This window comes from Sunxiuqinia sp. A32 (genome assembly GCF_052690465.1).
In genome coordinates, this window is sequence record NZ_JBQYLI010000027.1 from 1 (window position 1) to 12,569 (window position 12,569).

At 38.4% G+C, this 12,569-nt stretch carries 7 protein-coding genes; all 7 read left to right on the forward strand.

Annotated elements, in window-relative coordinates; genetic code table 11:
- The first annotated feature begins 329 nt into the window (after nucleotides 1-329).
- The 7 genes from ACUNWD_RS19490 to ACUNWD_RS19520 all read left to right on the forward strand — a co-directional run bounded on the left by ACUNWD_RS19490 (nucleotide 330) and on the right by ACUNWD_RS19520 (nucleotide 12,520).
- Nucleotides 330-905 carry an RNA polymerase sigma factor gene (locus tag ACUNWD_RS19490; RefSeq protein ID WP_445589540.1) on the forward strand — a complete coding sequence of 192 codons (576 nt, stop codon included), beginning with the start codon at nucleotides 330-332 and terminating at the stop codon, nucleotides 903-905.
- A gap of 811 nt (nucleotides 906-1,716) precedes the next feature.
- Nucleotides 1,717-2,685, forward strand: a complete 969-nt coding sequence (locus ACUNWD_RS19495) for a FecR family protein (RefSeq protein ID WP_445589541.1) — start codon at nucleotides 1,717-1,719, stop codon at nucleotides 2,683-2,685.
- A 126-nt stretch (nucleotides 2,686-2,811) separates the two neighbouring features.
- Complete coding sequence (locus ACUNWD_RS19500) at nucleotides 2,812-6,075, forward strand: SusC/RagA family TonB-linked outer membrane protein (RefSeq protein WP_445589542.1); 3,264 nt, start codon at nucleotides 2,812-2,814, stop codon at nucleotides 6,073-6,075.
- A gap of 28 nt (nucleotides 6,076-6,103) precedes the next feature.
- Nucleotides 6,104-7,819, forward strand: coding sequence for a RagB/SusD family nutrient uptake outer membrane protein (locus tag ACUNWD_RS19505; protein ID WP_445589543.1), 1,716 nt, complete (start codon nucleotides 6,104-6,106; stop codon nucleotides 7,817-7,819).
- Nucleotides 7,820-8,075: 256 nt separating this feature from the next.
- Nucleotides 8,076-8,204 (forward strand): hypothetical protein, encoded by a 129-nt coding sequence (locus ACUNWD_RS19510; protein WP_445589544.1) that lies wholly within the window; start codon nucleotides 8,076-8,078, stop codon nucleotides 8,202-8,204.
- Nucleotides 8,205-8,293: 89 nt separating this feature from the next.
- Nucleotides 8,294-9,805: an MGH1-like glycoside hydrolase domain-containing protein gene (locus ACUNWD_RS19515; RefSeq protein ID WP_445589545.1), complete on the forward strand. Its 1,512-nt coding sequence runs from the start codon at nucleotides 8,294-8,296 to the stop codon at nucleotides 9,803-9,805.
- Nucleotides 9,806-10,123: 318 nt separating this feature from the next.
- Nucleotides 10,124-12,520: a sugar-binding domain-containing protein gene (locus tag ACUNWD_RS19520; RefSeq protein WP_445589546.1), complete on the forward strand. Its 2,397-nt coding sequence runs from the start codon at nucleotides 10,124-10,126 to the stop codon at nucleotides 12,518-12,520.
- The last annotated feature ends 49 nt before the right edge of the window (nucleotides 12,521-12,569 follow it).

The window sequence follows — 12,569 nt, forward strand, 5'->3', positions numbered from 1 at the left end:
AAAAATAGAACCAGGAAAAAACCAAATGAGAAAGAAAAAAAAACCGTCCCAAAAACTTGTTTTGAGACGGCCTCTTTCTTTTGAATGGAGCACAATTTAACTGTTCCAAAGAATGTAAAAGAGTAATTTGGGGAATAAATACCTATTTATTGGTAATTGGAAAACATTGTCGTTAAACGAATCTGTAGAATTATTCTGTTAAGTCTTGCCTGTTGAGATGAAGTTCTCTTTCTTGGTAAATCAGATCTCTTAAATTGATATTCGCCTATTTATATATTGCGTAATCTCAAATTTATATTTTACTTTTATCCCGGAGCTTTACTTCGGATATGAAAGATTTTCAAGCAAGTCAAAAAAATAACATTAATGATCTTCAGCTAATTGAAAAAATTAGAAATGGGGATTATCGTGCTTTTCGATTATTGTTTGAAACTTACCATACTCCTTTGTGTAATTTTTCAGTCTCTTATGTCAGTCAATATGTAATAGCTGACGATATCGTTCAGGAGGTATTTATAAAGATATGGGAAAAGAGGAGAAAGCTTTTTATTTCTGGTTCCGTGAAGTCTTACTTGTATACTGCTGTAAAAAATCATAGTCTCAATCGCTTAAAATCCGAAGCAATCAGGCAGGAACACACCCATTTGTTTTCGGTTATCCAGGATGAATCTATTGTTGATTCTGAAATTGAGCTGGAAGAATTCAGAAATTATCTTTTTCAATGTATCGAACAATTGCCACCTCGGTGTAAAGACGTATTTCTGGAAAGCCGTTTTAAGGGATCTAAACAGGAAATGATTGCTAACACTTACGACATTACAGTTAAGACGGTTAAAGCACAAATTGGGAAAGCCCTAAAAATGTTAAAAGACTGCCTTCAAATTTCCTACCCTGAATATTTTTAATCAAATAATTCCTATTGGTTTACCATTTGATATCTTTTTATTCTCCCCTGAATTGGGACAGAGAGGTGAGATAATGAAAATTCGATTTTTAATCTTTTTCGCAGAAATAATCCCGAAATTTATAGAGGCGTACTAGTCTTAGGTTTTAACACGGGGATAGTCTAGGATTTGTTCAATCCGAAATAGATTTCCTAATGCTTATTCCGAGTTCAATATTCTGGTTGAAAAGAATAACAATGTCCATTCGGCGCATGCCAGCAATTGTCCTTTTTGCAAAGCTATCCCGTGCACCTGAGATAGATCATTTATTTAATCCCGGGGTTACACTCCTAGGTCGTTTACCCCGGGCTACAAATATTTCACACCGCTGGTGTGATTAATACTTCGAACGTTATCGCATTGAAGTTAGAATTTTGCTTTTGAGTTGGTCGCAGGGATGGCCGTCAAAATGCCGGGACAGAATTGGAGGGAACGATTTTTTGCGGGGATTCAGGGATGTGAGCCAGAAAGAAAAAATCGTGAGGCGGGCTGAAGGTTCATTTTGACAAGATTTTTTCATCCTTTTCATCGACTGGAAAAGGATGAGCCCATCTGGCTTGAAGATTTTAAAAAATATTGGACTTTATATTAGTAGAATACCTATTCCTTCTATTATAGTAGTGGTCTCAATATTCATGAATGGAATTTACAATCCACTCTAATGTTAGATTGATCCATAGTCAACTTTAAGAGTTTTTTTATTTTTTTTCGAGTAGACGTACGACCTTTTCTTTTTAGAACTGTCATAAAGGTAAAGTGACAGATTAATACAATGAAAAAATTCGAACTTATTTACTCAATTCTTTCTGAAACTGCTTCCAGCGAAGATAAAAAGGATTTTCAGAACTGGGTGTCGGATGAAAATAATCTTGAATTATTCGAGCAGATCAAGCGAATTTGGCAAGAGAGCCCAAAAGTAAAATCATACAAGAAACACCATGCCGTTCAGTCTTTCTATCAAATGAATAAAAAGATTGAGTCCCGAAGGCAACTTCAAAGACGGTATTTTATCACCACACTTTCAGGAATAGCAGCTGGTTTATTAATTATGTTTGGATTATTCAAATTTGTTGGTACGGAGATGTTACAGCCAGAAACAACACAATTGGTTCATATGCAAACCGATCTTGGTAACCGCACTCTGGTATATTTACCCGATGGAAGCAAAGTGTGGCTGAATGCAAAAAGTGATTTAAAATATGCTTCGAATTTTGATGCCTCAACACGCGACGTTTTTCTTCAAGGCGAAGGGTATTTTGAGGTTGAAAAAGATACAAAGCCGTTTATTGTCCATGCAAATGATTTCAAAGTAAAAGTATATGGCACAAAATTCAATGTGTCTGCATACAATGATGATCGTCTGGTACAAACATGCCTGGAAAGTGGGAAAGTGAGTTTGCAGGAAAAAGATGGTAAAGAATATTTTATAAAGCCGGGTGAACTCGCCCTGTTTGACAAGACATCCACGGAACTAAAAATTAAAAAGGTGGATCCACGGGAATATACGGGATGGATGGAAAACAAATTGTACTTGCACAATGAACCTATTGGAATTCTTGCAAAAAAGTTAGAGCGTCAGTATAAAGTCACGATTGGATTTACCCCTTCTAATATTGGTGAAAAAATTCACTACACAGGAGTGTTCGGTAATGAAAGTCTCGAAGAGATTTTGGATGCAATTGCCGTAGCGAGTGAATTGAGATATAAAAAAGAAGGCACCCACTACCAAATTATCCAGTAATTGAAAATTTTAAAACGAAGTAATATGAAAAATAAAAAAACAACCGGCGGAAGGTGAGAGCTCCGGCGGCTGTTCAAACCCTAATGAAAACATTAGGATAGTTAATAATTAAACCATTTCAAAAGTATGAAAAAAAAACTAAACGTGGGGATTTTTAAAAGTCTCCATCTAAAAAAAATGTTGGTAATCATGCGGTTAATTGCAGTATTTATTTTGATTGTAACAGTACATGTTTCTGCGAACGTTTATTCACAGCAAACAAAGTTGTCACTGGACTTTAATAACGTGACGATTCGGGAAATACTAAACCAGATCGAAAAACAAAGTACTTACAAATTCATTCTTCAAAATGAATTGCTTGACATTGACCAGAGAGTATCTATTAATGCCAAGAATAAAACAATTGATCTGATCTTAGAGGATATTTTTTCAGATCAGAAAGTAGATTTTGTTATTACGGAAAAGAATTTAATTATCATCCGGCCAGATTCAACTGGGAATTCGTTTCAACAAACAACTACAGTAAATGGCATAGTGACCGACTCTTCCGGCTCACCTCTGCCAGGTGTAACTGTATTGTTAAAAGGAACAACTCAAGGAACAATTGCAGACGGTGATGGAAATTACTCTCTGTCTGACATTCCATCTGACGCTACACTGGTCTTTTCATTTGTTGGGATGAAAACTCAGGAGATTCCTGTCTCCGGAAAGGCAACCATAAATGTTGTCCTGGCAGAAGATGCCATTGGAATTGAAGAAGTCGTTGCCGTTGGCTATGGTACACTTTCAGGAAAAGAAGTAACCAGTGCAATCTCTAGTGTAAGGTCTGAAGATTTTATGGAAGGGGCGATAACAGATCCGGCCGAACTCATTAGGGGACAGGTCGCAGGATTGCAGATTGGCAAACCGGGTGGTCGTTCAACAAACACTTCAGAGATATCGCTACGTGGTGTATCTACCTTAAGCTCCAGTTCAAGCCCCTTGATTGTTATTGACGGGATACCGGGCAGCTTAAATGATGTGGCCCCGGAAGACATTGAAAGTATCGATATTTTGAAGGATGGATCGGCAGCTGCGATTTATGGCACACGTGGTACCAATGGCGTGATTTTGATCACAACAAAAAAAGTGAAAGACACAAAGCCTAAAACAACGGTGGAGGTCAATTCATACTATGCAGTATCTCAGACAACTAAAAAAGTGAATGTGATGAATGCAAGCCAATATAGAGAAGCCATGACAGAAATTAATGGACTGTATGGAACAGATGAAGGATATTCTACTGACTGGCAAGATCTCGTATTACGAACACCTTCTACTTATAGCACCAACTTAAGTATACGCTCCGGCAGTATCGAATCAAATTTTATAATGAATATTAATTATAAGGACATTTCTGGTATTGTGCTTAATGATAATACTAAAATACTGAACACTCGTCTCGAAGGCAATTATTCAATGTTTAACGGAATAATAAGGGTAAACGGAAATTTGGCAATGCGTAGCCAAAACAGCAATACAGGTGATTTTGAAAGCGCCTATTTCAACTCATTAATATATAATCCGACTGATAGACCCAAAGATGACAATGGCAATTGGACACATCGTCCACTTAACAATTATGCCAATCCAATGATGTTATTAAATGAAGTGACTGGAAATGACCAGAATGAGACTGCAAGGATGTTTGGAACCCTTACAATTAATCCTTTCGAGGGACTAACTGGCAAAGTGCTTGTTTCTCGAGATTCATATAACGACTTGTCTGGATGGGCACATTCTAAGCAACATGAAAGCACTACCAAAGATAATATTAATGCACAAGCGGGAAGGAGTAGTAGTAAATGGATTACTGAGTTGGTTGAAACGACAATTGCATATGATAAAACCTTTGGTGCTCATAAAATAAACGCCATTGCAGGTCACAGTTATCAAACTAGTGTCGGCGAAGGATTTAATGCTTTTAACAAGGACTTTCCAACTGATGGTATTACCTACAATGATCTTGGTGCCGGAAAAGCTTTGATAGACGGAGAAGCCGGTATGGGAAGTTGGAAAACAGGAAACAAACTGGCGGCATATTTTATAAGGGTAAATTATAACTATAAATTTAAATACATGCTAATGTTGAGCATGCGTCGCGAAGGTTCCTCTAAGTTTGGTACTAACAACAAATGGGGTAATTTCCCAGGTATTTCGGCTGGTTGGAATATTAAAAACGAACCGTTTATGGAAAACGTAAGCGTTCTTTCTCAAGCAAAATTGAGAGCTGGTTTTGGAATAACCGGTACATTGCCAAATGATAATTATGCGCAACTGTCAAGAATGAGTTTTGGTAATAAGATATATATCAATGGCGAATGGATTCCAGGAATGGCTCCAAGTTCCAATCCAAACCCTAACTTGCAATGGGAAACAAAACAGGAATATAACATCGGGCTGGATGCCGGACTGTGGGACAATCGCCTGACATTAAGCGTGGACTGGTATAAGCGTATCACCAACGATATCCTTTGGAACTACCCGGTTCCTTCGCCTCCTTATGTGTATCCATACATCTTGGCCAATGCTGGTACTATGATTAACGATGGATTCGAAATAAAACTATCAGGCACCCCGGTTCAAACAAAAGATATTTACTACAACACTTCTTTAGTTTTTTCAACCAACAACAACAAGCTCACAAATCTGAGTAAAGGAGAATTCCAAAATGCTAATGGTTATATTAACCTGGGAGTAACTGGAGAGCCGATTCAAACCTATATTTTCAGGTTACAGGAAAATGGTCCGGTAGGTGATTTCTACGGGTGGAAATCCATAGATGTTGACGAGAATGGCTATTGGATCGTAGAGAATGAAGCCGGAGAGCCTATTCCGATTTCCCAAGCTACAGAAAATGACAAAAAAGTTATCGGGAATGGTACGCCTAAGTATTTTGTAAACTGGAATAATAATTTCTCTTACAAACAGTTTGATGTGGCAATTAATGCTCGGGCAGTACTCGGTTTTGATATACTTAACATGTCCGATATGTTTACAGGTGTTCCTTCTGGTATGTCAAGGGGCAATATCCTGGAAACAGCCTTTGATCCAAGGATGGATGGCAAGACTCTGAATGTTATGCAGAATCAGTATTATGTGAGCGAGTTTGTACAAGATGGATCATATGTTAGGATAGACAATATTACCTTGGGGTATACATTTGATTCTTTATCAAATATACTAAAAACTGCCAGGGTATATTTGAATGGTGGTAATGTGTTGACCTTTACAAGATATAAAGGGATTGATCCTGAAGTAGGTGTTTCAGGATTACAGCCTGGTATTGATAACCGTATCAGGTATCCGCAACAGAGAACCTTCACATTGGGTGTTCAACTTACATTTTAATTATTAAGAATTAAAAATATTTAATATTATGAATAGGATTATAAAATATCTAAGTATATACATTGGAACACTCCTGTTGGGTGTATCATGCTCTGACCTTGATCAGAATATATATTCTGAACTGGCAGTAGACAGTTATAATTTTACTGCTGACGACATGAACAAACTAATTGCTCCTGCTTACTCAGGTTTTGCCGATGTCATCTTAGGCTTTCACCCGTCATTAACACAGGCAATATGTACTGATCAGATAGCCATTTGTTCAAATGCAAGTGGATGGGATGATGGCGGTGTTTTTAAACGTATGCAGCTACATACATGGAATCCAGAACAATCGCATGTCTCTGCTGAATGGTATTCATATTACCAGTCCATCACTAATGTAAACAGGGTACTCGACCAATTTGAAAAAATGGATGCACTCAGTGATGAGCTTAGGTTGGCATACACCAGCGAAATGCGTGCCGTACGTGCATATTCTTACTGGCGCCTTGTTGATCAATTTACGGAGATGCCCCTCGTAACCTCATTTACAGACACAGAGCTGCCGTCTCCGGTTTCGAGGCAGGATGTGTATAATTTTGTAGAAAGTGAATTACTGGAGGTCATTCCTAACCTTTCAGAAGAAAGTAATGCTACCACTTATGGGAGATTTAACCAATGGGCAGCCCGTGCTGTATTAGTTAATCTCTATCTTAACGCAAAGGTATATACCGGGACTGCGCAATGGTTCAAATGTACCGAGCAGTGCGATGCCATCATCAATTCCGGCAAGTACTCACTGGAGCCTGACTTTAAAAACTGCTTTAAAGTGAATAATGAAGGGTCTAAAGAATTGATTCTAGCGATACCTTGTGATGATGCTATCAAAGGAACCGTGATTCATATGACTTCTCTTCATGCACAAATTAAGTTTAAATATGATATGGATGCTACCCCATGGGGAGGTGGTGGGGCCAAAGGTATTACTCAGTGGCTGGACACTTACGATGAAGCAGATAAAAGGTTGGCAGCTACATGGGAAATGGGGCCTCAATTTGCAAAGGACGGTTCTACACTACTCGGACTATACGAGCAAAAAGGTCAGCCTTTAATTTTCTCAAGAGCCATTCCAAATAGTTTACGTACCGATGAAATGGCAGGCTACCGCCTTGGGAAATATGAGATTGTAGCTGGCACAAAATCCATCTTGAGCAATGATATCCCGGTATTCCGCTATGCTGCTATACTGCTTGCCAAAGCCGAATGCCTACTTCGGACAGGACAAGCTGGCGCAGGCGTACTGGTAACCCAGGTAAGGAATAGAGATTTTGATAATGCAGCTGATGCCGTTGTTACCGATGCCGAACTTGCACAAGACAGTAAATATCGTTACGGATATTATGAGAAGGATTTTGGATATGATGTGGCACTTTGGCTCGAAAGTGGTAAATCAGATAGTGCAAAAAGGCCCTATGGTGTTTCTGATGATGTGTATGCAGCAGCAGCGAATGCGAATGTATCAGATTATTTTTATGAATCTGAAGCAGACCTTCAGGATATAGAATTTGGGCGGATGCTTGATGAATGGGGATGGGAAATGGCCTGGGAGCATACCCGCAGGATGGATCTTATACGCTTTGGGGTATTTACCACAAAGCAATGGGCATCACATAAACCCAATGGAGATTACAGAACTACCTTCCCGATTCCTCAATCGGCTCTTGATGCTAATACCAACCTAAAACAAACAGCAGGTTATTAAATATTAAATATCGGAAGGGATGAAATTTATTCCTTCCGGTATTATTACTTAATTCGTTTTCCATCGAATCTATTAGCAAGATTCTAATTTTCAATATTGATTTTATTTCCAGATACAACTGGTACCTTACCTCAACAAAAAGTAAACATCATATTCGTTTTGAGAGATTCATATGAATAAGGATCTAGATGAATTCTGGCATTAGAAATATCACAATTCATTTGCATTAGCTCAGGGAAAAGGAAAGCTTAATGGAATGAGTTTGATTGAAACCAATATTGATAGGGAGTTACTAACTTTTATCCCATACATTTTATGGGATAACCGTGATGCCAGAACTATGAAAGTGTGGATTAACTTTAATAACGAAACCACATTATATTGATAAAAATGAGAACACAATATATTCTATTTTTTGTTTTATTAAGTAGTATTCTACTATTTTTAAATGGGTGCAAAAGTAAAAGCTTTCCTGTGAATGATACTGAGAAAATGTCTGTTGAGAATGTTCTTGCATGGAATAATTTCAGCATCTACATCTCAGAATTCAATGAAAAGGATGAAGAGATATATGCGAATTATATTCCCAACAGTGATGCAGAACTGTTTCTAAAAGAAAATATCCCATATTTCAATTGTCCCGACAAGGAATTGGAAAGAACGTATTATTTTAGGTGGTGGATTTTTCGTAAACATATAAAAAAGAGTCCGGAAGGTTTCGTGATAACCGAATTTCTTCCAGAAGTCCCATGGGCTGCGAAATATAATACGATCAGTTGTCCAGCCGGACATCATTTTTATGAAGGCCGCTGGCTGCATAATTCCTCTTATTTACATGACTATGCCAATTTTTGGTTTAAAGGAGGGGGTGAGCCACGGAAGTACAGCTTTTGGGCTGCCAATTCAATTTTAGCATTTGCCTGTGTTCACCAAGATAAAGATTTGCTTATTAATTTACTTCCATACCTTGATAAAAATTATCAGGAATGGGAAAAAGCGAATTTGTGCGATGATGGTTTGTTTCAACAAATTGACGACCGCGACGGAATGGAAGTTTCAATTGGCGGGTCAGGTAAAAGGGCTACAATTAATTCGTATATGTATGGTGATGCTAAAGCCATAGCCGTTATTGCAGGGCTTGCCGGTGATATTTCTATGGGAAAAGCGTACAACGAAAAAGCCTCCATGCTCCAAGCGCTAATCCTGAACAAATTATGGAATGTTGAGGACAATTTCTTTGAAACGCTTCCTCTAAATTCAGATAAACTTGTTAATGTAAGGGAACTTCATGGATATACTCCATGGTACTTCAATATCCCTGAAGAAAAACACGCTATTGCTTGGAAATATTTATTGAGTAACGAGGGGTTCAAAGCCCCTTATGGGCCTACATCGGCAGAACAAAGCCACTCCGGGTTTAAGATTTCCTATGAAGGACATGAATGTCAATGGAATGGCCCGAGTTGGCCTTTTGCAACATCTATAACTTTGAAAGCAATGGGTAACCTTTTGCGAAACAATAGCCAGTCAGTAATAACAAAAAAAGATTTCATGGAACAGTTACTGACGTATTCGAACAGTCATCGGAGAGTGAATGAGAGAGGGGAAAATGTTTGCTGGATAGATGAGAACCTTAACCCATTTACTGGTGACTGGATATCAAGAACAATATTGAAAAGTAGGGGAAGCGAGCCTAAACAGAGAGGGAAAGATTACAATCATTCCGCTTTCTGTGATTTAATTATTAGCGATTTGATTGGAATTCAACCTTCAATGGGAGATAAGCTGGTTGTATGTCCCTTGATTTCGGTTGATTATTGGGGCTGGTTTTGTTTGGATCGGGTTAAGTATCATGACAAAATAATTACAATTATATGGGATAAGGACGGGACGAAATACCAAAAAGGAAAAGGATTCTCTGTTTTTGTCAACGGCGAGTTAATGAAAAATTTGCCAACAATAGAAAAGTTAGTATTAGAAATCTAACATTTTGAAGAACCTGTTTTAAATTTTTAATATTTCCTTTTTTGTTTGTGGCATCCTCTTCAAATTTTTAATGTACTGAAGAATGTCAAGATTTCAATGAGGCAAGGAGCGTATTCCAAAATCAATGCTTGCATATACACTAATTATGTGCCAACCCAATCCGTTTCGAATTTACTTGAATCAGGGAACCAGCTGAAAAATGACTGCGAAATTGTGTTTTCAGGAATGGAGAATGGGATGCAGCATTTCAGATCAAGTTTCGTGATTCTCGAATTTAGTTAGATATAAATTATTTAGGTATAAATCAAAAGTTATAATATGAATAAAATCATTTTGTTTTTTCTTATACATATCTCATTGTTTAAGGTTTACGCGCAAGATTTTGAGAGATACAATAATTTTAATTCGAGTTGGAAATTTCATTTGGGTGAAGTTTCCGGGTTCATGACTCCCAATTTTGATGATCAGTCGTGGCAGGTTCTTCAGTTACCGCATGACTGGGCAATTTCGGGTACTTACAACGAGCAGAACCCAGCAGGAGAATCCGGCGGATTTTTGAAAAACGGGATTGGTTGTTACAGAAAAGCCTTTAGTGTTCCTGAAACCCTTAAGGGAAAACGCATATCGATTCGTTTTGATGGAGTTTACATGAACAGCAAGGTATATATCAATGGCATTTATCTTGGTAACCGTCCATATGGGTTCAGTACATTTGAGTATGACCTCACTCCCTATTTGAAATACGGACAGGAGAAGAACCTGATTGCCGTTAAAGTTGATCATTCGCTGGAACCAAGTTCGCGATGGTATTCCGGATCGGGGATAAACCGAAACGTTTACCTGCTGGTGAAACCTCAGCAACATTTTAAGTCTAATGGTATCTTTTTTCAGACGGAGGCCCTTTCGGATCGCAAGGCAGAGGTAAAAATAGATGTGGACTTGATTTCTAATAATTATCAGGAGAGTCAAGTCGCCAATTTTCAAGCTAAGCCAGAAGATATTAATCGAATAGTTAAATCTTGCCGGATTGTCTCGATACTTATTGCTCCGGATGGGCAAATAAAGTCAAAAGCTGAGACGAGCACGAACCTTTCTGATTATACCACATTCCATTGTTCGCTTAAAATGGAGGTAACTGATCCGGAATTGTGGTCCCCAGTTAATCCCTTTTTATACAAGTTGAAAAATCAAATAGTGATTGATAATGAAATTGTTGATGAAGAAATAATCAATGTAGGCATACGTCAAATTAAGTTTGACAATGTTAACGGAATGCTGGTTAATGGGCAAAAGACGATTATAAAGGGCGTTTGCCTTCACAAAGATGCCGGATCATTTGGTACGGCTGTTCCGAAGGATGTCTGGAGGTATAGGTTGCGGAAGTTGAGAGAAATGGGTTGTAATGCGGTACGTGTACATGGTCCGGCAGATCCTGTATTTATTGATGTCTGTGACGAGTTGGGCTTTTTGATGATGTCTGAAGCATTTGATGAGTGGAACAACACCTGGCAATGGGGACTCTCGGAAAATCCTGAAGGGAAACGTCAGTACGGTTATCACCTTTTCTTTAACCAATGGGCAGAAACTGATTTGAAAGATATGGTTTGTCGGGATCGGAATCATCCTTCGGTATTTATTTACTCAGTGGGCAACGAAATACCGGATCAGCGGATTCCCGACGGTCCGCATAAGTTAGCAAAACTAAAATCGTGGGTCAAGCAAGTAGATTCAACCCGACCAGTGGTGGCTGCCTGTGACTGGGCGCCCTTTGCGAATCAGTCAGGTTTTCTAGATACTATGGATCTGGCTGGATATAACTACATCGACCGTTATTTTTCAAATCTTTACGCAGATGAACACAAAACTCATCCTAACAGAATTTACTTGGGAACTGAGACCTTCCCGAACCTCAAAAACTGGTTGGCAGTGCGCGATAATCCATATGTAACTGGCGAATTCCTTTGGGTAGGAATTGATTATATGGGAGAAGCAATAAAATGGCCAAGAAAAGGCTGGGAGTGGGGGCTAATCGATATTGCAGGTTTTGAAAAACCGACTTATTATATCCGTCAGAGCTATTGGTCTGAAAAGCCGATGGTGCATATCACTGTAAACCTTAAAGAAAAGTACAATTTTCCATGGAATTGCTATGATGTAGCATCGCACTGGAATTTCAAAAAGGGTGAAGTTGATTCCGTTTTTGTTTATAGTAATTGCGACGAAGTTGAGTTATTTCTTAACAATAAGAGTCTTGGTAAAAAGAAGGTGGATAAAGATACTTATTACGCATTATACCATGTGGAATATAAGCCTGGAACATTGAATGCGGTAGCCATTAATAATTCTACAAAAGTGGCGGACCATGTAATCCGGACATCAGGGGCTCCGAGTGGCTTGGATATAGTTTCCAATAAAGAAGAACTCGAATTGACCAGTGGCGAGTTATTGTATCTTCCCATTGTGGTTCAGGATAAAAATGGGATACGTTGCCCGAAAGCGACGAATAACGTTCAGGTGACTGTTGAAGGCGCAGGCGAGTTAATTGGGCTGGATTCGGGAGATCAGTCCAGTCACGAGGTTTATAAAACGAACCATCGAAATGCCTTTGAAGGGCGTATTCTTGTTACAATTAAACCACTAAAACAAGGGAAAATCAAGATAACAGCACATTCTGACGGATTGAAGCCTGATGTGGAGGAATTTGTTGTCAAATAGTTTATTAAAAACTAATACTATAGGGTCTTTATATTGAAAATTAATCACA

Excerpts from the sequence above, each read along its gene's own strand:
- ACUNWD_RS19490 (WP_445589540.1), top strand. The coding sequence starts at position 330 with ATGAAAGATTTTCAAGCAAGTCAAAAAAATAACATTAATGATCTTCAG.
- ACUNWD_RS19495 (WP_445589541.1), top strand. The coding sequence starts at position 1,717 with ATGAAAAAATTCGAACTTATTTACTCAATTCTTTCTGAAACTGCTTCC.
- ACUNWD_RS19500 (WP_445589542.1), top strand. The coding sequence starts at position 2,812 with ATGAAAAAAAAACTAAACGTGGGGATTTTTAAAAGTCTCCATCTAAAA.
- ACUNWD_RS19505 (WP_445589543.1), top strand. The coding sequence starts at position 6,104 with ATGAATAGGATTATAAAATATCTAAGTATATACATTGGAACACTCCTG.
- ACUNWD_RS19510 (WP_445589544.1), top strand. The coding sequence starts at position 8,076 with ATGAGTTTGATTGAAACCAATATTGATAGGGAGTTACTAACTTTTATC.
- ACUNWD_RS19520 (WP_445589546.1), top strand. The coding sequence starts at position 10,124 with ATGAATAAAATCATTTTGTTTTTTCTTATACATATCTCATTGTTTAAG.